At 48.3% G+C, this 23,642-nt stretch carries 23 protein-coding genes; 16 read left to right on the forward strand and 7 right to left on the reverse strand.

What is annotated here, in order from left to right:
- The first annotated feature begins 14 nt into the window (after window positions 1-14).
- The 4 genes from J4760_RS11535 to rbsK are packed head-to-tail and all read left to right on the forward strand — an operon-like array spanning window position 15 to window position 3,819.
- Window positions 15-995, forward strand: coding sequence for a tripartite tricarboxylate transporter substrate binding protein (locus J4760_RS11535; protein WP_237605788.1), 981 nt, complete (start codon window positions 15-17; stop codon window positions 993-995).
- Between the two features lie 23 nt (window positions 996-1,018).
- On the forward strand, window positions 1,019-1,441 hold the full coding sequence (locus tag J4760_RS13330; protein ID WP_370637566.1) for a tripartite tricarboxylate transporter TctB family protein: 423 nt from the start codon (window positions 1,019-1,021) through the stop codon (window positions 1,439-1,441).
- A 13-nt stretch (window positions 1,442-1,454) separates the two neighbouring features.
- Window positions 1,455-2,957: a tripartite tricarboxylate transporter permease gene (locus tag J4760_RS11540; RefSeq protein ID WP_237605789.1), complete on the forward strand. Its 1,503-nt coding sequence runs from the start codon at window positions 1,455-1,457 to the stop codon at window positions 2,955-2,957.
- Window positions 2,947-3,819, forward strand: a complete 873-nt coding sequence (rbsK, locus tag J4760_RS11545; protein ID WP_255695441.1) for a ribokinase — start codon at window positions 2,947-2,949, stop codon at window positions 3,817-3,819. The genes J4760_RS11540 and rbsK overlap by 11 nt, the downstream gene beginning before the upstream one ends.
- A gap of 83 nt (window positions 3,820-3,902) precedes the next feature.
- Here the strand turns inward: rbsK and J4760_RS11550 are convergent, their stop codons facing one another.
- Window positions 3,903-4,142, reverse strand: coding sequence for a ferredoxin family protein (locus J4760_RS11550; RefSeq protein ID WP_145288950.1), 240 nt, complete (start codon window positions 4,140-4,142; stop codon window positions 3,903-3,905).
- A gap of 176 nt (window positions 4,143-4,318) precedes the next feature.
- Window positions 4,319-5,083 carry an NRDE family protein gene (locus J4760_RS11555; RefSeq protein WP_237605791.1) on the reverse strand — a complete coding sequence of 255 codons (765 nt, stop codon included), beginning with the start codon at window positions 5,081-5,083 and terminating at the stop codon, window positions 4,319-4,321.
- A 166-nt stretch (window positions 5,084-5,249) separates the two neighbouring features.
- Between J4760_RS11555 and J4760_RS11560 the strand changes: the two genes are divergently transcribed.
- From J4760_RS11560 to J4760_RS11570, 3 genes are all read left to right on the forward strand, one after another.
- Window positions 5,250-7,250: a penicillin-binding transpeptidase domain-containing protein gene (locus J4760_RS11560; RefSeq protein WP_237605792.1), complete on the forward strand. Its 2,001-nt coding sequence runs from the start codon at window positions 5,250-5,252 to the stop codon at window positions 7,248-7,250.
- A gap of 169 nt (window positions 7,251-7,419) precedes the next feature.
- Entirely contained in the window at window positions 7,420-8,256 is an 837-nt protein-coding gene (gene proB / locus J4760_RS11565) for a glutamate 5-kinase (RefSeq protein ID WP_145288939.1), read from the forward strand.
- Window positions 8,256-9,527 carry a glutamate-5-semialdehyde dehydrogenase gene (locus J4760_RS11570; RefSeq protein WP_145288937.1) on the forward strand — a complete coding sequence of 424 codons (1,272 nt, stop codon included), beginning with the start codon at window positions 8,256-8,258 and terminating at the stop codon, window positions 9,525-9,527. The genes proB and J4760_RS11570 overlap by 1 nt, the downstream gene beginning before the upstream one ends.
- Before the next feature lie 69 nt (window positions 9,528-9,596).
- Here the strand turns inward: J4760_RS11570 and J4760_RS11575 are convergent, their stop codons facing one another.
- Together J4760_RS11575 and J4760_RS11580 are read right to left on the reverse strand one after the other, a co-directional pair.
- On the reverse strand, window positions 9,597-9,797 hold the full coding sequence (locus tag J4760_RS11575) for a cold-shock protein (protein ID WP_145288934.1): 201 nt from the start codon (window positions 9,795-9,797) through the stop codon (window positions 9,597-9,599).
- A 241-nt stretch (window positions 9,798-10,038) separates the two neighbouring features.
- Window positions 10,039-10,929: a fructose bisphosphate aldolase gene (locus J4760_RS11580; RefSeq protein WP_237605793.1), complete on the reverse strand. Its 891-nt coding sequence runs from the start codon at window positions 10,927-10,929 to the stop codon at window positions 10,039-10,041.
- A 264-nt stretch (window positions 10,930-11,193) separates the two neighbouring features.
- On the opposite strand from J4760_RS11580, the gene J4760_RS11585 reads away from it, so the two are divergent.
- The 5 genes from J4760_RS11585 (at window position 11,194) to J4760_RS11605 (ending at window position 16,520) form a co-directional block, all read left to right on the forward strand.
- Window positions 11,194-12,309: an ABC transporter ATP-binding protein gene (locus J4760_RS11585; RefSeq protein ID WP_237605794.1), complete on the forward strand. Its 1,116-nt coding sequence runs from the start codon at window positions 11,194-11,196 to the stop codon at window positions 12,307-12,309.
- 5 nt (window positions 12,310-12,314) lie between these two features.
- On the forward strand, window positions 12,315-13,250 hold the full coding sequence (locus J4760_RS11590; protein ID WP_370637567.1) for a carbohydrate ABC transporter permease: 936 nt from the start codon (window positions 12,315-12,317) through the stop codon (window positions 13,248-13,250).
- The gene (locus tag J4760_RS11595; RefSeq protein ID WP_186365529.1) at window positions 13,247-14,062 is read left to right on the forward strand and encodes a carbohydrate ABC transporter permease; all 816 of its coding nucleotides are present in this window, start codon (window positions 13,247-13,249) and stop codon (window positions 14,060-14,062) included. Before J4760_RS11590 ends, J4760_RS11595 begins: the two co-directional genes overlap by 4 nt.
- A 53-nt stretch (window positions 14,063-14,115) precedes the next feature.
- A complete protein-coding gene (locus J4760_RS11600) occupies window positions 14,116-15,504 on the forward strand; it encodes an ABC transporter substrate-binding protein (RefSeq protein WP_237605795.1) in 1,389 nt (462 codons plus the stop codon).
- Window positions 15,505-15,752: 248 nt separating this feature from the next.
- Complete coding sequence (locus tag J4760_RS11605) at window positions 15,753-16,520, forward strand: glycerophosphodiester phosphodiesterase (RefSeq protein WP_237605796.1); 768 nt, start codon at window positions 15,753-15,755, stop codon at window positions 16,518-16,520.
- A 7-nt stretch (window positions 16,521-16,527) separates the two neighbouring features.
- Here the strand turns inward: J4760_RS11605 and J4760_RS11610 are convergent, their stop codons facing one another.
- A complete protein-coding gene (locus J4760_RS11610) occupies window positions 16,528-16,878 on the reverse strand; it encodes a DoxX family protein (protein ID WP_237605797.1) in 351 nt (116 codons plus the stop codon).
- 119 nt (window positions 16,879-16,997) lie between these two features.
- Between J4760_RS11610 and J4760_RS11615 the strand changes: the two genes are divergently transcribed.
- A complete protein-coding gene (locus J4760_RS11615) occupies window positions 16,998-17,402 on the forward strand; it encodes a DUF805 domain-containing protein (protein ID WP_237605798.1) in 405 nt (134 codons plus the stop codon).
- Between the two features lie 229 nt (window positions 17,403-17,631).
- On the opposite strand, the gene J4760_RS11620 is transcribed toward J4760_RS11615, so the two are convergent.
- Entirely contained in the window at window positions 17,632-18,552 is a 921-nt protein-coding gene (locus J4760_RS11620) for a DMT family transporter (RefSeq protein WP_237605799.1), read from the reverse strand.
- A gap of 118 nt (window positions 18,553-18,670) precedes the next feature.
- Here J4760_RS11620 and J4760_RS11625 point away from each other — a divergent pair, with 118 nt between their 5' ends.
- The 3 genes from J4760_RS11625 (at window position 18,671) to J4760_RS11635 (ending at window position 22,656) form a co-directional block, all read left to right on the forward strand.
- Window positions 18,671-19,249 (forward strand): nitroreductase family protein, encoded by a 579-nt coding sequence (locus J4760_RS11625; protein WP_145288918.1) that lies wholly within the window; start codon window positions 18,671-18,673, stop codon window positions 19,247-19,249.
- Between the two features lie 174 nt (window positions 19,250-19,423).
- Window positions 19,424-19,579 carry a hypothetical protein gene (locus tag J4760_RS11630; RefSeq protein WP_186365526.1) on the forward strand — a complete coding sequence of 52 codons (156 nt, stop codon included), beginning with the start codon at window positions 19,424-19,426 and terminating at the stop codon, window positions 19,577-19,579.
- Window positions 19,580-19,647: 68 nt separating this feature from the next.
- Window positions 19,648-22,656 carry an efflux RND transporter permease subunit gene (locus tag J4760_RS11635; protein ID WP_237605800.1) on the forward strand — a complete coding sequence of 1,003 codons (3,009 nt, stop codon included), beginning with the start codon at window positions 19,648-19,650 and terminating at the stop codon, window positions 22,654-22,656.
- Between the two features lie 36 nt (window positions 22,657-22,692).
- On the opposite strand, the gene J4760_RS11640 is transcribed toward J4760_RS11635, so the two are convergent.
- Window positions 22,693-23,586, reverse strand: coding sequence for a cation diffusion facilitator family transporter (locus J4760_RS11640; RefSeq protein WP_237605801.1), 894 nt, complete (start codon window positions 23,584-23,586; stop codon window positions 22,693-22,695).
- Between the last annotated feature and the right edge of the window lie 56 nt (window positions 23,587-23,642).

Consider the following 23,642-nt stretch of genomic DNA (forward strand, 5'->3'; position numbering starts at 1 on the left):
AGGAGCAATTTTATATGACTAAAAAAGTAAGCGCATTCATTTTTCTGTCTTTTGTACTAATACTCAGTGCATGTGGCAATTTGAATGTTTCCTCAGGAGAAGAAACAGCTAATTACCCAGAAGATCAAATAGAGGTTATTGTTCCATTTTCATCAGGTGGTGCCTCTGACCTCGTTTCCCGGACTGTAGCTTCTGAAATGGAAGATGGACTTGGTGTGCCTTTGACTATTACTAATAAAACAGGTGGTTCCGGAGCAACCGGGATGATGAGTACTAAAAATGCACAACCAAATGGATATACAATCGGATATGTTCCTGTAGAAATGTCCATGCTTGAAAGTCTTGGACTGGCTGAAGTCAAACCTGAAGACTATGAATTTATTGGTCAATTAATGACCATCCCTTCGGCAATCACCGTCCCTGCAGACGCTCCTTACGATACGATTGAAGAGTTTGTCTCTTACGCTAAAGATAACCCTGGTAAAATCCAAATTGGAAACTCCGGAACAGGATCCATTTGGCATATTGCCGCCGCAGCTTTTGCTCAAGAAGCAGAAATTGATGTAGAATACGTTCCTTATGAAGGAGCAGCCCCTGCAGTCACTGCCCTTATGGGTGACCATATTTCTGCAGTATCTGTAAGCCCTTCTGAAGTTCGAGGAGGAGTGGATAGTGAAGATTTGAAGGTTCTTGCAGTCATGGGAGAAGAACGTGATCCTGAACTTCCTGACGTTCCTACAATGAAAGAAGTTGGTTATGATTTTGCTGTTGCAGGATGGGGAGGGTTCGTTGCTCCTAAAGGAACACCGGAAAATGCTCTAGAGCAATTGCGATCATCTTTTGAAGAGGCAGCTGAAAGCGAAGGGTTCCAACAATTAATGGAAGATAGAGGTATGATTCCGGCATATAAATCGGGTGAAGAATTCATGGAGTATGCTCAGGAACAATATGATTACTTCAGTGAATTAATTCCGAGTATAGAACTAAGTGAATAAAGAAAGGATAGGGGAGTTTGCTTATGAAAAATCTCCGAATTATTGTCAGTACATTCTTGCTCATCACATTTAGTTTCTTATTCTGGCAAACATTTCAATTTAAGACGAGTTTTGCGTCTCAGGGAGTAGGGCCAGCTTTTTTTCCAAGAGTCACCCTTCTTATACTTATAGTGCTAAATGTAATAGAAATAGCTTCGGCTGTTAAATATGATAGCAAAGGTGAATCCCGCAAGTTAATTAATAAGCAATTACTGTTATTTGTAGCAGTTATCCTACTTTTTGTCGGGCTTTTTAGTAACTTCCCTTTTCTCATTGTTTCTATCGTAACGTTATTTCTAATGAGTATTATTCTTAAGTTGAAACTTATTCCTTCTCTACTATTTTCAGTCGCTATAAGTTTAACTGTTTATCTAATATTCACAGAAGGATTCAATATTATCCTTTAAAAAGGAGGATTCTATGGGTACCATAGCCGATTTATTCCAATTTGGCACTATTGCCTTCATATTGATCGGTAGTATTCTGGGTCTGTTTATAGGAGCTCTGCCAGGTCTTACGGCAACAATGGGAATTGCAATACTAACTCCTCTTACTTTTTGGCTACCTCCCGAACAGGGACTTGCAATGTTAATATCCATCTATTGTACTGGATTATTTGCAAGTGGCATACCTGCTATCCTCATTAATACACCAGGTACTCCCGCATCTATGGCAACTACTTTCGATGGCTATCCACTTACTAAACAAGGAAAAGCTGGTGTAGCTCTGGGGATAAATGCAATTTATTCAGGATTGGGAGGGATTGTAAGTACTATATTTCTTATTTTGCTCGCTCAGCCTATTTCCAATTTTGCATTAAGCTTTGGTGCTCCTGAATATTTTGCCTTAGCTATTTTTGGGTTATCGATGATGATAGGTATTTCTGGTAAATCTATTACCAAGGGACTACTTACCGGGTTCATAGGTCTTTTTATTGCTACGATCGGTTTAGATCCTATTGTTAGCACACCCCGATTTACATTTGAGCAAAGTGCACTCTTCGATGGTATTTCATTCATACCTATCATGATAGGTTTATTCGGAATAGGTGAGATTTTTGATCAGATTCTAAATAAACCTGAGAAAATTGAAAGTATAAAAAAGAAGATTGGGAGAGTGTTTCCCACTCGGCAGGAGCATAAAGAGATAGCCATGCCGTTTGCAATGTCCTCTATCGTTTCGACTTTTATTGGAGCGATTCCAGGCGCCGGTGGTGACATTGCTTCTATAGTAACGTGGGAACAAAGTAAAAAATTTGCTAAGAAAGAGAAGAAAAAAGAATTTAATAATGGTTCTTTGAGCGGATTGGCAGCTACCTGTACTGCAAATAATGGAGTTATCGGTGGAGCCTTCACGACAATGCTCACACTTGGCCTTCCAGGGGATGCAGTTACAGCTATATTAATAGGATCATTGATGATGTATGGTCTTCAACCAGGCCCCAATTTATTTCTCGAGAATCCTGATATCGTAAATACTATATTTGGATTGCTGTTAATCTCAAACATCGTCGTAATTGTAATAGGGCTACTAGGTGCTCAGCTCTTTTCTCGCATAATACTACTAAAACAAGAATACATATGGATTTCTGTTATTTTATTCAGTGTAGTTGGATCTTACGCACTAAATAACAGCATTTTCGATGTATGGGTGATGTTCATCAGTGGTATTGTAGGTCTGCTATTCCGTAGGCTCAATTATCCTCTAGGCCCTCTTATCTTAGGGCTAATACTAGGCCCTATGGCTGAGTCCAATTTTCGGAGGGCGTTGGTCGTCAGTGAGGACGCTTCCTACGCTATCTTTTTCACCAAACCTATCCCGGTGATCTTACTTAGTATCGCATTTCTGACTTTGGCAATGCCACTGATCAAAAAGTTAATACTGATTATCAGAAAGAAGGGAGATCATAAGTATGAATCCTAGAATTACGGTCATAGGAAGTATAAACATGGACATAGTTACGCATGTGGGAGAGTTACCTTCTCAAGGAGAAACTGTATTTGGAGAGAAATACTTCATGACTCCTGGAGGCAAGGGTGCTAATCAGGCTGTAGCCTCTGCACGTCTTGGAGGAAAAGTTTCTTTTATAGGAAAGATTGGGAATGATTCTCTGGGAGAGAAATTAATAAAAAATTTTCGTGACCATGGTATTCATACAGAAGGAATTGATCGTACTGATGGGTCGCCCACTGGAATGGCAAATGTAATACTACAAAATAACGATAATCGAATTATAGTTGTTTCTGGTGCCAATAAAGAAGTAACAGTGGAATATGTACAAAGATATAAAGAGATTCTTCTTGATAGTGATATAGTTCTCACACAGCTAGAAATACCTATCTCAACTGTTGAATGGTGTGCGGAATTTTGTAATAAGCATAGCATCCCATTAATAATTAACCCTGCGCCAGCACAAGAATTATCCAAGTCCCTAATAGAAAACTGTAAGTACCTGACACCGAATGAAGAAGAATATGTAAAAATTTTATCCACCTCTTCTTCAACAGAACAATTCATAAATAAATTCATTACTACTCTCGGCTCTCGTGGAGCTAGTTTTCTCGAGAATATCGTCCCTGCCCCTTTTGTTAAGGCAAAGGATACGACGGGAGCTGGCGATACATTTAATGGAGCTTTAGCTTATTTTCTGGGGGCAGGGTACGAAATAAATACAGCATTAGAGTTATCTAATATTGCTGCTTCTTATACAGTTGAACAGCTTGGTGCTCAAACAGGGATGCCGACACTGGAGCAAGTGCAGAACCGCAAGATCCCTTCCAGATAAACATCGTTTCGACCTGATTATCAAATAGAAGCAGAAACAAAAAACCTTGTTTGAGGACATTCCCTCAAACAAGGTTTCATTTTTTATTTACTCGCGAAAAATTTCTCGGCTTTGGCCAGGAATGGCTCATCTTCCGGTGTCATTTCGTATTCTTCCACGATTGCGTCTACTGGGCAGACGGCGACGCATGCGCCACAGTCGATGCAGATATCAGGATCAATGTAGAACTGGTCTGGTCCTTCTTCGATGCAATCGACAGGGCAGACTTCTACGCAATCTCCGGACTTTTCAGCCATACACGGTTGCAGGATAACATATGCCATGGTACGACCTCCTCACTTTTATGGATATTTCTTTCGTTGGTTGGGACGGGTACTTGTCATCTTATGTGTAACCTGAAATATGTGTCATTCATCTGGTGAATGCTATCGTCAGGCAAATGATCTATACACCAATGATAAGGCATATGTGTATTCAGGTCAATTTACCGAATGCATTATTATGATTCGATTTTGAATGTGTAGCGGTTTTCCCCGGTCTGGCCGTCTTCTGTGAATGTGCGTTCGACGAATGTTGCGTTATCGTCATGGTCTATGAGGACAACGGTGGATGACCGGGTGCCGTACTCTGGAATGCTGATGAATGCTGAGGACAGCTGGCGTTCGAGTGTTTCGGGCAGTCCTGTCTCTGGCAGTGCGCCTGTCGTCTGCTCTGAATCAGCGAGCAGCTGGAAAATGACATCGATGTCAACCTCTTCTGTAGTCTGCATATAGTCATCGAGCCTCTCACGGCCTTTGACGACTTTCGGCCAGGGGGTGTCGAGATGATGGTTGCTCAAGCCATGGGGGCCATCGGTTACGCTGTCGACGGTGCCACCGTCATTGTGCAGATAGAACAATTCGTTCTGGTTGCCGACAAGCAGATTGAATCCGGAATAGTCGTCCTTTTCCCTGTCGAGTGCATCGAGGTAGGCTTCTGGTGTGGCGTCTCCGGTAAGATAATCACTGACTAGTGCGCCGCGTGATTTCTTATCGGCATTTTCAAATCCCGGCTTTCTGATATTCGTGACGGCGGCGAAGCGGCCCTGCTTCGTCAGTCCAAGCCACGTACCGCCTTTACTCAAATCCTGTCCGGCCAGCATCTCGGGATGCTGCTCCCAGAACTGGGCAGGGGCTGTCGGGCGCCCGTAGAATTCATCACGGTTTGCTGCAACAACCAGTTTGTATTTTGAATGGGTATTCTTTTGAAAAATGATCAGACACATAAAATCCCCTCGTTCTTTTATAGATTACCCTCATACTATCACGTTGATGCTTGTGTGGCATGACATGGGTTTTGGGAACTGGCTCAATCAGGAAAATATTGTGTTCTCTTTAAGCATCTGTCCATCACTGGTATAATGATGGATATTAAAAATTGTGGAGGTCAAGATGAAGAAATTTCTATGGTCGATACCGGTGATTGTAATTGTGCTAGCTGTGGGTACTTATTTTCTGATGGCATCGGGTCTGTTCCAGAAGTCGGAGGAAGAAACACTCAACCAGTTCACTGAAGCTTTCCAGAATGGAGACTACGCGGACATATACCCGCTTCTGAACACTGCTTCGAAAGAGGAATATTCTGAAGCGGAAGTGGTGGAGCGGAACCAGCAGCTGTTCGAGGCTCTCGGTGTCGAGACGGCAAGCCTTGAAAATCTGGAGAAGGTGGAACCTGAAACAGAAGATGACACCGAGCAGACATATACCGGCAATCTCGTTCTGGATACCCGTTACGGGGAAATAGACAGGGAATATCAGGTGGATCTCACCTACAACGAGGAGGAGAATGACTGGTTCGTCGAATGGACGCCGGATATGATCATTCCGGGGCTTGCCGGCAACGAACTGAGCATCGAGACGACTTCAGGTGCAAGGGGTGATATACTGGACCGCAATGGCGAGCCGCTCGCATTCAATGGCACGAAGGAGACGGTAGGATACATAGCCGGCCAGATGAGCGAGTCGGAGCTGCTGGAGACTGGAGAAGTACTCGACATGGAGGAGGAGAGCCTCCAGAGCATTTTCAATGAATCATGGATTGAGGATGGCATGTTTGTACCACTTAAGGACGCCCACCGTTTTGATGAAGACGCGCAGGCGGAGTTCGAGGCTGAAGGGCTCACCATCCAGTCCTCAGGTGAACGGGAATATCCGCTTGGCGAAGCTGGATTCCATCTGCTCGGGTACGTTGGACCGATCACTGCAGAGGAGCTTGAGGCGCGTGAAGGCTATAGCGCCGGTGATGTGATCGGAAAACGGGGCATCGAAAGGCTGTACGATGAAAGGCTGAAGCCGGAGCCGGGCTATACCGTCCAGTTTATTGACGACAATGGCAGTGTTGCAGAGGAGCTCTTGAGTGAGGCACCAAAGGACGGCGAGGATATCATCTTGACGGTGGATGGGGAAGTCCAGTCGACCATCTATAATAATCTCGAATCGGATTCCGGAGCGAGTGTCGCCATGGACCCGAACAACGGGGAAATGCTTGCTGCGGTCAGCTATCCGAGCCCGAGTCCATACGACTTCATGTTCGGCCTATCGCAGGAGGAATACGCAGCACTCGAGTCGGATGAGGGCAATCCACTGCTGAATAAATTCAACCGTACGACATCTCCAGGTTCGACCCAGAAGATACTGACATCGATCATAGCGATGAATTCCGATGGCTTTGACAGGGATGCTGAAATGGAGATTACAGGTAAAGGCTGGCAGCAGGATGCATCATGGGGCGGCTATGAAGTGAACCGCTATAAGGTGCTGGATGAATCATTCGATCTGAAGAAGGCATTGACCTATTCGGACAACATCTACTTTGCACGGACGGCGCTTGGCCTTGGAGCGGACACTTTCATCCAGGGCATGAAGGATCTCGGCATCGGCCAGGAATACGATACAGACTATCCGATCTATACAAGCCAAGTATCGAATGAGGGTACAATAGATGAGGATATACTGCTCGCGGATACAGGATATGGCCAGGGAGAGCTGCTGATTTCCCCGATCCAGATCACCTCCATCTACAGCGCAGTCATCAACGGCGGAGATGTCTACAAGCCGCACATGCTGCTTGAGACCGAGAAGGCAGTGAAGATCGAGGACATCGCCAGCCAGGACAAGCTCGACTACCTGGAAACGGCAATGCGGGATGTGGTCAGGATAAATCATCCGGAAGATGCGGAACGGGACTACGCCGAATTTGCGGGCAAGACCGGAACGAGCGAAAACAAGATGTCCCAGGATACCCGTGGAGAAGAGACAGGGTGGTTCATCGGCTATGATCAGAGCACAAAGGATATGATCATGAGCCTCTATGTGGAGAATGTGGAAGATCGCGGCATGAGTGAATATACCGCACAGAAGTTTGCTGAAATACACGATGATCTGCGCGAATAGAAGAGAAGCCTGGAACCGTATGGTTCCAGGCTTTTTCGCATGCTGTAGAATACTAGAAACAGAAAAATAAATAAAAATTGAGAAAAATTCAAAATAACTGTGGATTTATATGCAATATTATGTATAATTAATAGATATTATTAATTGTACCTTCCTGGGAGGGGATTAGATGAATCGAGATTTTCTAAAAGATAGTAAACGCATCGTCATAAAGATCGGCACAAATTCGATCATGAAGTCGCCCGGAGAAATTGATTACCGCAAGATCGACCGTCTATCCTATGTCTGTTCCGTACTCCAGCAGCAGGGAAAAGAAATCATACTCGTCACTTCAGGTGCTGTCGGTGTCGGCGCCTGTACATTGAAAATAAAGGAGTATCCTGAAACAGTCGCAGACTTCCAGGCATTGGCATCCGTCGGGCAGTGTGCCCTAATGAACCTCTACTGCCGCTTCTTCCAGCACTATGACCAGTACGTCGGCCAGATTCTGATGACCCGCGACATCGTCGACTTCCCGATTTCCTACGTCAACTGCAGATCCGCAATCAATTCCCTGCTGACCAGGAAGATCATTCCCGTCATCAATGAGAATGATGCCATCTCTACAGATGAGAAGACCTACAGCAGAAAATTCGGTGAGAACGATACACTTTCTGCAGTTGTGACTGAACTCGTGGATGCAGACCTCCTGATCATATTGAGTGATGTCGATGGCCTCTACGATGCCAATCCACATACAACAGCCTATGCGAAGCTCATTCCAAGTGTCGGAAATGTCGACGATGACATATTGGGTATGGCAGACGGCGCCGGTTCCACGTTCGCAACCGGCGGCATGGAGACGAAACTGAAGGCAGCCAAGTACCTGATGGACAACAACAAGAGCATGATCATCACAAGTGCTGAAGACCCATGCCAGATTTTCGATATATTGAAGGGCAGCGAGATCGGTACGCTATTCAAGAAGGATGTGCGTGAAAAAGCACTGCAAGGGGAGGAAAAATGATGGTAGATGGATCTGTCGGTACAGATATGACACTTGAAAAGATGGGCGTTTCCGCAAAGTCTGCTGCGAAAGTACTGCGCAAGATGAGCACGGCTGCGAAGAACGGTGCACTCATAAAAATGGCTGAAGCACTGGAAGCCGAGCAGGATTTTATTCTTCAGGAGAATATGAAGGATCTGATGCACAGCAGGGAAGCTGAGTATCCGGAAGCCATGGTGGAGCGGCTGACATTGAATCAGGCCCGCATTGAAGGCATGGCCAGTGGCCTCAGGCAGATTGCCGGCCTGCCGGATCCGACTGCAGTATCGAAAGGGCAGTGGGTGAACGCCGATGGTCTCAGGATTACGAGAAGGAGTGTCCCGCTCGGCGTCATCGGCATCATCTATGAATCGCGCCCGAATGTGACGGTCGATGCCACTGCATTATGTCTGAAAGCAGGCAACAGTGTCATTCTAAGAGGCGGCAAGGAGGCGATCAACAGCAATCGGGCACTGGTCCAGGTACTGAAGGCCGGTCTTGACGGTTCGGATATCCCGGCAGACAGCATCCAGCTCATTACAGATCCTTCGAGGGAACTGGCGGCAAAGTTCATGAAGTTCAATGACGGGCTCGACTGTCTCATTCCACGCGGGGGCGGCAGCCTGATCCAGACTGTACTCGATAATGCGACGGTGCCGGTTATCGAAACCGGCACGGGCAACTGCCACCTCTATGTACATGAAGAGGCGGATCTTGAGATGGCAAAATCCATACTGGTCAACGGCAAGACGCAGCGGCCGTCAGTATGCAACGCGCTTGAGACACTGCTGATCGACGAAAGCATTGCGCACACGGCATTGCCTGTGCTATCGGAAGCACTGGCTGAAAAAGGGGTGCTGATCCACGGAGATGCGGCGGTATGTGCCATCGTCAAAGATGCAGTACCGGCAACAAACGCGGACTACAGCCAGGAATATCTGGCCAGTGAGATTGCTGTAAAGGTCGTGGCGGACTATGAAGCGGCAGTCGCACACATTGAACAGTACTCATCCGGACACTCCGATGCGATTGTGACGACCAGCTACACACACGCTGAAGCCTTTCTCGACGATATCGATTCCGCTGCCGTCTATGTCAATGCATCCACCCGTTTTACGGATGGGGAGATGTTCGGCTTTGGTGGGGAAATCGGCATCAGTACCCAGAAGCTCCACGCCAGAGGACCGATGGGACTTGAAGCATTGACGAGCTACAAGTACGTCGTTGAAGGTTCAGGCCAGATCAAGGCATAAAAAAATCCCCTCTCATATGAGAGGGGATTTTCCATTAACATGAATTACTTAAAATATCCTAAAATATTATTAAAGTTTTACGATGTTAACAGCTTGTGGTCCACGCTGACCTTCTTCGATGCTAAATTCTACAGCTTGACCTTCGTCAAGTGTTTTGTAGCCTTCGCCTTCGATGTTGGAGAAGTGAGCGAATACGTCGTCTCCGCCTTCAACTTCGATGAAACCGAAACCTTTGTCTGCATTGAACCATTTAACTGTACCTTGTGTCATATAAATGACCTCCAAAAATAAATTTAATAATATCTTAAGCGTATAAACATAAAAAAATTCACACGTTACAAAAAGTACCGGCCAAATCACGATTACTCTTTGTAACATGTGAATTAGATACTGCTATACTTAAAAATCTTATTACAGTTACTATACATCATATAAAGGGGTATGTCCACCCTAAAAGGCGAATAAGTTAAAAAAGGTGATGCCTCGACGATTTATCGAGGCATCAGTACTGCTATTCCTTATTGACGGAAGCATCGTAGATCGTATCCACTGCTTCTTTCAGCTTCTTATCGAATTCCTCATCGGACTGGTTGACGTTCAGTTCCGCTGCAAGCGCGCGGGAGAAGCTCGCAATCAGTCCTTCGTTCTTCTTCAGCTTTTCATTCGCCTCATCTCTTGAATAGCCACCGGATAGGGCGACCACTCTGACCACTCTTGGATGCTCGATGAGAGACTTGTATTCATTCGCATTTGTCGGAATGGACAGCTTCAGCATGACCTGCTGGTCTGCTTCGAGCTGGTCGAGGTGCTTCTCGATCTCTTCTCTCAGAATCTTTTCGGACTGCTCTTTATTCTCACTATAGACATTGACCTCCGGCTCGATGATCGGTACAAGGCCGGCATTCAGGATCTGGAGTGCCACCTCGAACTGCTGGTCGACGACTTCCCTGATGCCCTGTTCATTCGGCTCAAGGATGTTGGAGCGCATCTTGGTACCGAAAATGCCTCTTTCGTTTGCACGTTCAAGCAGCTGGTCGAGGTCCGGCATCGGCTTCATCAGCTGGACGCCGTCCTTCTCGTCTGCAAGACCCTTGTCGACTTTCAGGAAAGGCACGATGCCTTTATCTGCCAGGTACTCGGCAGTGTACTTGCCTTCGATTTCGCGATCCATCGTCTGTTCGAACAGGATGGCACCGAGAATCTGATCGGCATTGAACGAAGGTGAAGTGATGATCCGCGTGCGCATCTCGTGTACAAGGGTGAACATTTCATCTTCATTGGAGTATGCGTCTTCCTGCACACCATATCCGAGAAGTGCTTTCGGGGTACTGCCGCCACTCTGGTCGAGTGCTGCGATAAATCCCTTTCCATTCTTGACTTTGTCGAATTGTTCCTGATTCATGAATTCCACTCCTTTGTTTTTCAAGTGTCCATATTATCTATTCCCAAAAATCGAAGGATTATAACTTCCTGATCCTTATAATCTGATTTTCCTGTATTGCTGAACGAACGTCAAATCATAACGTCTTCTATTCCCAAGTAATTTGTAAATAAAGTAAAAAATTCAATAGTTTGATGAATGTACTGTTAATTATTCTAAAGGTTGTGTAAATTTTTAACTTTTGGAAGTTTTTTATGTTTAAATGCTCTTTGGAGGCGAGGGAATATGAAAAATATTGAAATGACGGACATCACAAAATCGTATGACAAGCAGAAGAATGTTCTCAATGAAATCAACCTCACAATAGGAGAAGGCGAGTTCTTTGTACTCGTCGGCCCTTCAGGTTCGGGCAAGAGTACACTGCTCCGGATGATTGCAGGGCTCGAGGACATCACGGACGGCATCATGAAGATCGACGACAGGGTGGTCAACCATCTTCCCCCAAAGGATAGGGATCTGTCGATGGTCTTCCAGAACTATGCTCTCTATCCGCACATGAGTGTCGAGCAGAATATTCTTTTCGGTCTGCAGGCGAAGAAAGTCGGCAAGGAAGAGCAGCGCAGACGGCTGATCGAGACGACCGATATGATGGGTCTCGGGGACTACTTGAAAAGGAAGCCGAGGGAGCTGTCCGGTGGCCAGCGCCAGCGTGTGGCACTGGCCCGTGCGGTGGTCAGCCAGGCGCCGGTATGTCTGATGGATGAGCCGCTGTCGAATCTCGATGCCAAGCTGCGTGCAAGTATGCGTGTCGAAATCAGAAGGCTGCAGAAGCGCCTTGGCCTGACCATGGTGTATGTGACACACGACCAGGTGGAGGCGATGACGATGGGCGACCGCATCATGGTGCTTCATGACGGCAGCATCCAGCAGGTCGGCAATCCGATCGAGCTCTATAATGAACCAGCCAATCTCTTCGTGGCTTCCTTCATCGGTTCGCCGAAAATGAATCTTGGCAAAGCGGTGCTGAATAGAGCAGAAGGACGGCTCATTGTGGAGGACGAACTCAACATCAATGCCTCCGAATCGCTCATGTCGGACATTCCGAATGATGCAAGCATTACAGTCGGCATCCGTGCAGAGCACCTGACATATGCCACAAAAGAGGATGCGACACACTTCATGGAGGCGGTCAACGTTGAGAATCTGGGCAATGAGACGACCATCGCCTTCGAGCTGAACAATGAGATCTGGACAGCCAAGTGGCCTGGACAGTGGGAGATCGAAGTCGGTGAGATGGTCCCTGTGAAAATATCCTGTGAAGATCTGGCCATATTCGACACCGGAAGCGGCAGGCTGATCAGAGCGGCGAAGCGCGTGTCCAAAGGGGCGGTGCCGGTATGAGCACGATGAGTCCGGCCACAAAGCCCTATGAAGATATGCAGCTGGCGTTCGAAGCGGAAAGACGGAAGACGAAAACCAGAAATTTCATCAAAGGCATCCTGTTTCTGCTGCCTTCCATCATCCTCTTCAGCGTCTTCCTGTTCTATCCGATGATGAAGACCGTCTATCTGAGCTTTTTTCTGACAGACGCGAGCGGGGCGACCACAGTATTCGTCGGTCTGCAGAACTACATACAACTCTTCACTTCATCCATTTTCCTGAAGAGCTTCAAATCAACCTTCCTCTTTGTCCTGTACATCGTGCCGGCAACAATCATCATCAGTCTGTTTCTGGCAGTACTAGCAAATGAGAAGCTGAAGGGCGTCGGCATCTTCAGGACGATCTTCTCATCCACGATGGGCATTTCGGTTGCTGCCGCATCGGTCTTCTGGCTGTATCTTTTCAATCCGACGATGGGTCTGCTGAATGAAATTCTCGGATTCCTGGGAATGGAAGGCATCGGCTGGCTGACAGATCCGGCATGGGCGCTTGTTGCAGTGTCCATCACCACCATATGGATGAACATCGGGTTCACTTTCCTGATCCTGCTCGGCGGACTGCAGTCGATTGACCAGAGCCTGTATGAAAGTGCCAATATCGATGGTGCAGGCTATTTCTATAAACTGCGGCGCATCACTGTGCCGATGCTGTCACCGACACTGTTCTTCGTGCTGACCGTCACAATCATCAACGCATTCCAGACATTCGGTCAGATCGATATTCTGACCCAGGGCGGTCCGCAGAATGAAACGAACCTCATTGTCTATTCGATCTACAGGGAAGCATTTGTAAACTACCAGTTCGGTGCAGCGAGTGCGCAGGCGGTCATCCTCTTCATCCTGATTCTGCTGATGACGGCACTGCAGTTCAAGTTCGGTGAAAAGAAGGTGCATTACCAATGACGATGCCGCTGGGCCAGAAAATCACATTCTATGTGCTGCTGATCGTGTCTGCGCTGCTGATATTTGCACCGACACTGATGGCTTTCGTCATGAGCTTCATGTCCAACAAGGACATTCTGACCGGCAGCATGCCGACATCACTCACACTGGACAACTACCGGCAGGCATTCAGTACGTTCCCGCTCATGCAGTATCTCATCAACAGTGTAGTCGTGTCGGTACTGATCATGCTCGGGCAGCTCGTACTTTCAAGCCTGGCAGCCTATGCGTTTGTATTTTTGGAATTCAAGGGCAGGGATATCCTGTTCTACATCTTCATTGCCACCATGATGGTACCGTTTGAAGCTTCGGTCATACCGAACTTCCATATCATCCGGGATCTCGGCTGGATCGACAGCTATGCCGGACTGACCGTGCCATTCTTCGCAATGGCTTTCGGGACATTCCTGCTGCGCCAGAACTTCAAGACGATTCCGAAGGAGCTGAGGGAAGCCAGCCTGATTGCCGGCATGGGTGATTTCAAGTTCTATCTGACTGTTGTCATGCCGGTGGCAAAGACCAGTCTGGTGACACTCGGTGTCTATGGTTTCCTGACTTCATGGAACATGTACCTGTGGCCGCTGCTTGCGACAACGAATGATAATGTGCGCACAGTACAGATCGGGCTGAAGCAGATGCAGACGCAGGAGCAGCTGAACCAGTGGGGCGTCATCATGGCAGGCGCTGTCATCGTCATCATACCGACACTGCTGCTACTGTTCCTTGGACAGAAGAAGCTGCAGAAAGGCCTGACGGAAGGCGCTTTGAAATAATCCGGTTTCAATGATTCACCACATAAATATCAATGGAATAGGGAGTGTTTGGATTGTTCAAGAAGAATCTGATGTTTTTACTTGCTTTAGGATTACTATTCGTACTCGCAGCCTGTGGTTCAGGCGAAGAAGGAGAAAGCACTGCCGAAGCAGACGAGTCCGCAGAATCATCCTCCGAGGAAAGCAGCGGAGAAGCAGCTTCCGGAGAGGCGCAGACAGTTACATTCTGGCACTCCATGGGAGGCGCTGGACAGGAAGCACTGAACGGCATTGTTGAAGACTACAACGCGTCCCAGGATGCAGTCCAGGTCAATGCGGAATATCAGGGCAGCTATGACGAATCTCTCACAAAATTCAATGCAGTCGCAGGCAGCGACAGCGCACCGACAATGATCCAGACGTTCGAAATCGGTACGATGTCCATGATCAACAGTGGACAGATCAAGCCGATCCAGGACTTCATCGATGCGGATGGATATGACATGAGCTCACTCGAAGAGAACATCATCAACTACTATAAGCTGGATGACACGTTCTACTCCATGCCATTCAACAGCTCAACACCGGTAATGTACTACAACAAGGATGCTTTTGAAGCAGCAGGTCTCGATCCGGAAGCACCACCGGAAACATTTGAAGAAGTTGAAGAAGCAAGCCGTGCAATCACGGAATCGAATCCGGAAATGAAAGGCTTTGCACTGCAGGCCTACGGCTGGCTCTGGGAGCAGCTGCTCGCCAACCAGGGAGCACTGCTTCTGAATAACGACAACGGCCGTGGCGACACTGCAACTGAAATCGGCTGGACGGAAGAAGAAGGCAAATCCATTTTCAACTGGGTGGAGAACATGGTCAACGACGGCACTTTCGCAAACTATGGTACAAATGGCGACAACATGATGGCAGGTTTCCTTGCTGAAGACGTATCCATGTTCGTGCAGTCCTCTGCAAGTTCAAGAGATGTCATCGACAACGCACCATTCGAAGTCGGTATCGCATACCTTCCGCATCCGGGAGAAAAGGAACGTGAAGGCGTCGTCATCGGCGGCGCGAGCCTGTGGATGATCGACGGCAAGCCGGAAGCAGAGCAGAACGCAGCATGGGAATTCATGAAATATCTGCAGACACCACAAGTCCAGGCAGAATGGCACGTCGGTACAGGCTACTTCGCAATCAACCCTGAAGCATACAACGAAGACGTGGCGGTACAGGCACACGAAGAAATGCCACAGCTGCAAGTGACAGTGGATCAACTCCAGGAAACAACATCTTCATATGCAACCCAGGGCGCACTGATGGACATGCTTCCTGAAGGCAGAAAAGTGATGGAGACAGCACTTGAAGCCGTCTATAATGGCGGTGATGTAGACGAAGAATACAGCAACGCAGTTGAACGCTACAACCAGGCCATCGAGCAGGCGAACCAGGCACGCGGTGGCGAATAGTCCATTGAAGTAAGATTAAACCGAGTGGCTGTCCTTGATCTACAAGGATAGCCATTTTTTGTTTATCATATAAGGCATCTGCTGCTTTCCTCTGATCCTTTCATTACATGGACAATAATTTCTTTAAGATTATGTAAATATACAACATGGCCAGAACATATATGCTTAAATGGTATGTATATAGGAAAATAAATTCAGAACCTCAATATAGGACAGGCCGCAAAATATACTGATTGGGAGGACGTCCAATGCAGACGAAGATATATGGTCACAGAGGTGCCATGGGGGAATATCCCGAAAATACGATGCTGGCATTCAAAAAGGCGATCGAGGCCGGGGTGGATGGCCTGGAGATAGACGTGCATCTGACCCGCGATGGTGAAGTTGTTGTCATTCATGATGAACAGGTTGACCGTACGACCGACGGCAGGGGTGCGGTCAAGGATATGGATCTTCATACCCTGAAGGGCCTGAGTGCCGGCAGTGAGTTCGAAGACTTCGTTAATTACGACGCGGATACATGGATCGGGGAGCGGATTCCGACTCTCGACGAGGTCATGGGCCTTGTCGGGCAGCATGACATCGAGCTGAATATAGAACTGAAGACCAATGTATTTGAATATGAGGGCATCGAGCAGCGGGTTCACGACATCGTGGAAAACCATAACTACTCGAACAAAGTCATCTACTCATCCTTCCATATGCCGAGCATTCTCAGAATGAAGGCGATCGATCCGGAAGCGAGAATCGCCTGGCTGACGGACAAGGTGCCGCTATGGCCGATCGATCACATGGAGGAGCTTGCGCTCGAGGCACTGCATATCAGCTACAAGGCGATACTGAAAAATCCGGGCCGGATTGCCGGGGTCGAAGATCGGATCCGGGTATGGACGGTGAACGAAACAGGAGATGCCGCGAGGCTCCTCAGTCATGGCGTGGAGACACTGATGACGAACTATCCTGAAAGAATGATGGCCCTTTCAAGAACACAGCAAAAAAAGATAGAGCACATTTAAGTGTGCTCTATCTTTTCAGGTCTTCAAGCATACGGGACATCAGGTTCTGCAGCGGCAGCCTGGCGAGCAGTGCCCACTTCGGCAGATGACTGAGGCCGAGCTTTTCCCGGTGTGTATACATATAGATATTGGCGGGGAAGACGGCCCATAGGAACTTCTGCATGCCCGAGAGCTGCCAGTTCCTTATTCTGCCGACCAGCAGCAGGATGCCGAATACGAGTTCAAGAACACCCGTGAAATAGGCGATGAATGTCTTGAACGGGATGAAGCCGGGTGTGATTTTTGCAAATTTTTCAGGCTTCCTGAAGTGTGCGATGCCTGCAACGGTGAATACGGTACCCATTATCAATCGTTTCATCATGATGCTCCTTATGTGGTTATTATGCTTCAATTATATATGACCGAGGGGGAGAATGTAAAAACAAGTGCAATTTGGTGTATACTCGGGATGATAATAAATCAAGGAGTGGATTGCCAATGTTCAACTATCTGATACGCTTTTTCAAAAAGTCATTCCAGTTCAGTGGCCGGGCGACACGGAAGGAGTACTGGGTGCCGAGTATCATACTGGCCATCGTTGCTGCGCTGCTGCCGGACCGTGACAGGAAAGGGCAGGTTGATGGACTCTTCACGGCACTGGTCATGGTGCCTTCATTCAGCCTTACAGCACGCAGGTATCACGATGTGGGCATTTCAGGCTGGTACCAGCTGCCACAGTATCTGTCATTTCTCCTGCTGCCATTCGTGTTCATGAAATTCGTCAGGAAATGGGTCAAAATACTGGTCGTTGTAATCATCGCACTCGTCAATATCATCGGTTTTGCATTTACATTGCTTCCGAGTGGTTCATCCAATAAATACGGTCCGAAACCACCGCAATAAAAAAATTGTAATTTCCATTATTTTTTTGGTGAAAACACTTACACCATGTGCTATACTGCGTTTAACAATTCTGGAAAGGGGATTCATATGGAGGCGAGTCTGGCAGATTTCCTGATACAGTTCATTGCATTGGCAACAGCGGGTGGTTTGGGTTTCCTGATCTATAAAGCGAATAATGAAGGGTCTGAAAAAGAAGAAGCGGAGTAGTCACTCCGCTTTTTTTAATACGTTATATCTGCAGCAGAATGATGCCTGAGAGGATCATCAGCACACCGATGATGCGTCTTGAATCGATGCGGTGCCTATGGATGCCGAACAGGCCGAAGTGGTCGATGGCGAGACTGATCAGCATCTGGCCGAATATGACGCTCATCAGCGTCAGCGTCGCACCAAGGTGGGGCAGCAGAATGATGTTGGTGGTGACATACACCGCGCCGAGCGGACCACCTGTCAGATGCCACCATTTCAGCCGGCCGGTACTTTCACTGAAAGTTCGGAACCGAAGCCGGCGTGCCGTCGCAAGCGACAGGACGAGCAGAGCCAGTGTACCGACGACAAATGATACAAGTGAAGCCAGAAAGAACGATGACACTTCATATCTCAGCGCACTGTTGATTGCGGTCTGTATGGGTGGCAGTGCACCGGTGGCCAGCCCGAGCAGCAGCCAGCCGTTTGACCGGCTCTGTGCTGTCCGGGCGCTCCTTTTCTTGTAGTTCATGAATACAATACCGGCAATCATGATGGCGATGCCGAGTATGCGGAATAGGCCGAGGGGCTGCACGGGTGCGCCGAACCAGCCGAAAGTATCTACCATCAAGCCGATGATCATCTGGCCAGCCACCGTCATGATGACGGTCAGCGCGGCCCCGATTTTCGGAAGCAGAATGATATTTCCGGTCAGGTAGATGACACCAAGCAGTCCGCCTGTGAACCATATGTATGAAAAATCATGGGAAAATATGAAAGCAGGCGCCAGTTTCCCCGGGTTTGTGATGAGGTTTATTACAATCAGCAGCACTGTACCGGTCAGAAAGGAATAGAATGAAGCGAGCAGCAGGGAGCGGGTGAAGCCGGCCAGCCGGCTGTTGACCGACGTCTGCAGGGGCACCAGCATGCCGACGGCTGTCCCGAATATAAGCAGAAAAATCAAAAGTAGACCTCCTAGTCATAATGAGAGTGATAATTATTGTCATTTATTTTGTAAAGGGAAAACAAAGTTTGGTAATGTATAGTTAGTAATTATAATACATAGTATAGGAGCAATGGAAATGAATGTTTTCGAAACTATAAAGAACAGGCGGAGTATCGCCAAGATGAAAGATGTACCGGTGGAGCGTGAGAAGGTCGAAAAGATCCTCGAGGCAGCCATCTGGGCACCGAACCACCGTCATACGGAGCCATGGAAGTTCTTTGTTCTGAGCGGAGAAGGCAGAAGACCATTGTCCAGAGTGCTCAAGGAAGTTGCCTACGGCCGCGTCGATGAACCGGAATCGGAGGCGGGACAGAAGCGGATCGAGAAGATCAGCCAGAAGCCTTTGGCAGCACCGACCGTCATCGTAGTCGCACTTTCTCCCGATGATGATCCGAAGGCGATCTATATTGAAGATGTCTGTGCAGTTGCAGCTGCCACACAGAACATGCTGCTTACAGCGCATGAGATGGGTATCGCTTCGATATGGAGAAGCGGACCGATATTCGATACACCGCCAGTCAGGGAATACTTCAATCTTGAGGAACGTGAGGAGATCCTCGGACTCATCTTCCTCGGAGAACCGGACATGGAGAAGGGCAAAGTGAAGCGTACACCATTTGAAGAGAAGACGACATGGATCGAATCCGATAATTAATCTAATATCGAGTTAATTAATATCTCCAATTTCAGGGTATAGTGGAATACATTGATATCCAGAGGAGGTATACTATGAGGAATATCATTTATATTGTAGTGGTTGTCCTGATTGTGCTGGCAATTCTGTCGTTCATTCTATAGTCTGGCAGGGCAACTTTCAGGAGGACTGGAAATGAAATATGCTGCAGGCATATGCTTTGCTTCGGGTCTGCTGGTCATGATCGGCCTGCAGACTGTATTACCGGATTCATATACTGTCATCGGCTATCTGGCTGTGCTGATACTATTTGCGGCCGGTCTCTATTTCAGCTATGACAGTGAACTATGAGTTGGAGCCTGCCAGGTTGGTGGGCTTTATTTGATATTTGAAGATACATACAGGGATGAGGAAAACCTATGAGAAGAGTTTTTGAAGCCAGCATCAGACGCAGTCTGCTGTTCATCATTCTGATTTTCACTGTTGCGATTTTCGGTGTCTATACATTTCTGACCATCGATCAGCGGGAAATACCGGAGACTGAAGTCAACCTGATCAATGTGACGACCGCATGGCCGGGTGCTGATAAGCGGGATGTCGAAACGAATATAACGGAGGTCATGGAAGCCGAAATTTTCAGCGTCGATGGAGTGGATAGTGTATCATCCGTCTCCCAGGACGGCGTTTCAGTGCTGACACTTGAACTTTCCGATGCAGTCGAGTCGAATGATGTGGTGAATGCCGTCAACAACCTGGCAGGTGGACTGTCGGGCGAGCTGCCTGAGAATGCCGCGGAACCTGAAGTCCGGTCCATCGGTACCCGGTTTCCACTGCTGAGCTATCAGTTCCACGCAGATGAGCGTGCAGCACTTGATGATATCAGAAGCGATCTCGAAACGCTCGAAAGAGATGTGCTTCAGATGGAAGGCATCGAGGGCGTCACCGTCAAAGGCTATGCGGATGAGACCTATGTCATTGCGCTCGACCGGAGTGCGATGGTCGAAGCCAATCTCAATCCGAATCAAATTCTGACCGAAATCGAAGGTGCTCTGAATCCGGTTATTCTTGGGCAGGAGGAAACGAATGGTGATATCATCCGCCTGTCTTTCCAGGATGAAGTGCCGATGTCGGTACTTGAACAGGTGCGGGTCGGATCAGAAGGTGTACCACTTTCAGAAATGGCGGAAATTGAAATGCAGCCGGCTGACCCGGAAGATATCGTCCAGTATGAAGAGAGCCCGGCAGTCTCGTTTACTGTATTTCTGGCATCAGGTGAAGATGTACCTTCTGTCTCCCGGGAAGTGGAAGCTGTCGTGGACGAGGGAATTTCCGGACTGCCGGACGACATCGAAGCAACGAACATCTCTTCCGAGCGTGAGAATGTGGAGGACATCTTTACGGGGCTCTACATGTCGCTCGCCATCGCTCTGATTGCAGTCATTCTGAGTACATCACTCGGCCTCTCGCTATCCGGTTCGGTCACCGTGATGACGACGGTGGTCCTGTCCGTTGTCATCGGTCTGATTCCGGTGCCATGGTTCGGAGTGGACCTCAACCAGATTTCCGTCATCGGACTGATCATCGCACTCGGTATTCTGGTGGACGATTCCATTGTGGTCAATGACAATATCGAGAGGCGGTTTACGCTTGGTGACGGCCGTTTGGACGGCGTCTACAATGGTGTGAAGGAAGTGGCGCCATCGGTCATTTCGTCCACGCTCGCCATCGTCTTTACGTTTTCACCGCTTCTGCTCCTGTCCGGTGCCAATGGGGAGTTCATCAAGGCACTGCCGAGCATACTGATTACGACGATGATCGTATCAACGGTGCTCGCACTGACGTTTGTGCCGGCTGCGAGATACTTGCTGAAGCAAAGGAAGGTGCCTGAATATCCAGGGCTACTTGGACGCCTGTTCACGCGGGGTGGGGACTTCTACGCGGATAAAGTACTGCCGACCATCATCAGACGGCCACTGATCACATTCCTTACTGTTCTGGTCATCGGTGCCCTGTCGCTCGGACTGATCCGTTTTACACCGTTTGAATTCTTCCCCGAAGCGGACCGATCCGAAGTGACAGTGGATCTGATCTTTGATGAATCCCAGACCATCGGGCAGACACATGAGGACGCCAACGCTGTACTCGATCATATAAAAAATGAAATGCCGCATGTCGAAGCATCTTCGTTGTTCACGGGTACAGGGCTGCCTAACCTTTTCGGTGCATCACTCGACCAGTCGGGGCCGAATACTGCACAGATTGCGCTCGAAATCGATAAGACAAAGCAGAGCGCATCGGAAACGATTGATCAGTACGAAGCGCCGCTCAGGAAAGCTTTCCCGGAAGCGACCATTTTCATGGAGACGATTGTCCAGGGACCACCGGCAAGTGCACCGGTTACAGTCGAACTGTATGAACCGGATATCGAGCAGCTCAACGCCCAGGCAAACGAACTGGAAAGTATGCTCGAAGAAGATGGTGCACTGGTGACGACGAATCTGGGTGAAAGTATACCAACGCTCACATACCAGATCGATCATCAGGCTCTTGAAGAGAATGGCATTTCCATCTCGCAGGTGAAAAATGAACTGAACATGCTCTCAGCAGGCATACCGATCCAGGGCATCATTGCAGATGGAGAACCACGGGAGACGACACTCAAGTATTCCGGTGCCTCAACAATCGAGAACACAGAGATTGTCAGAATGACAGGAGCGCAGCCGGAAACCTATCCGCTCTCCGACTTTGTCGAAGTATCGGAAACTGAAAGTCCGAAGTACATCCATCATAGAAACGGAGACAGGATGGTGGAACTGCAAGTCTATGCGGAGGATGAAGCAGCAGCGAATGAAACCATCGAGTCATTCCGCGATGAACTGCCGGATTCGAGCGAAATGATCATCGGCGGGGAAACGTCAGACCAGACCGATTTCTTCATCGAAATCAGCATTCTGTTCGGCATCATACTCATACTGGTCTACCTCGTCATTGCAGTCGAGTTCAATTCCATCGTCATGCCGCTGATCATTGTCTTCAGTATTTTCCTCGCCATCAGCGGGGGGATCATCGGTCTGTTTGTCACCCAGACGCCGATCAGCTTCCTCGGCATCATGGGGATGGTATCCCTTTCCGGCATTGTGGTCAGAAATGCGATTGTACTACTCGATTTCATTGAAGCAAGAAGGCAGAGCGACGCATTCGATATCAATGAAGCCATCTATGAAAGCGGGCGCGCCCGCTTCAAGCCGATCCTGCTGACAACCATCACAAGCATCATTGCATTGACGCCTGTTGCTCTCGGCGGTGATGCACTGTTCGTGCCGCTGGCTGTCACCGTCATCGCAGGAATCGCATTCTCCACAATCCTGTCGATGATCGCAACGCCAAGCCTGTACTATCTCTACTACAGAATCAGATACAGAAAATAGATCGCGAAAAAACACGATGCCTGCCAGGCATCGTGTTTATTTCTGCTGTTCATGCGTAAAGACGACAGTGATCCATGGGTCGAGCGGCAGTTCATTCAGACTGTCTTTCAATTCATGACGGATCATATCCTGCTCACTGATGGTCAGATCTTCGTCCATGGCGACGATGAACTCGATCTCGATATAGAGCTTCGGTCCCATCTTCTGCAGCCGGAGCGCATAGTCGTCGAATGCATGTCTTCGACTGACTGATGCCACTTCCGCTTCAACACGCTCGCTGATCTGATGACGGGGTGCCATCTCGAGCAGTTCCCGAAGTGCGGTGTACATTTCAAGCAGCGGCACTTTGATGAAGTAGCCGGCCACGACAATGACCATCACGGGATCGACATAGGGTACAAAAGCATCGAGTGGTGTGAAGCGCAGCAACCATCCGAAAATGAAACCTGCAAGTACGCCGGCGCTGAGCAGCGCATCCATGCGCCACTGGTTCATTTCAGCTGCAATGATTTCATTGTTCTGTCCTCTTGATCGGAAGTAGAAGTAGGCAGCGTAGCACCCGACGGTCGAAATGAGTGCATAGATGATGCCTGTACTCATCGACATCTCATTCCCGCCCGTAAAAAGGGCGATCACGGCCTGGACAAGGGAGATGAGGATGAGCATCAGAATACCGACATACTTGATGACGATGGTCAGCGGGATGAAGCTCTCCTTGCCGAACGGAAACCGTTTTTCATCCTCCTTGGAAATAAACCGCAGCGCAAGCATCGACAGTACCGAAAGGAGGACACTGATGAAGGAGTAGTACCCATCGAACTGGATCATCTGGCTGTCGGCAAGGATGCCCCAGAAGATGCCGAGTGCCGCAAATGCCAGCGCACCGGCGATTGAAATCATGATGAGCTTTTGAGCATTATTGTTATTCATACCGATTCCCTTTCCTGTTGATTCCCTTCTATTATACATGGAGCGGGCAGGGAAAT

It is taken from the genome of Salinicoccus sp. ID82-1 (assembly GCF_021991715.1).
In the GTDB taxonomy this organism is placed as follows: Bacteria; Bacillota; Bacilli; order Staphylococcales; family Salinicoccaceae; genus Salinicoccus; species Salinicoccus cyprini.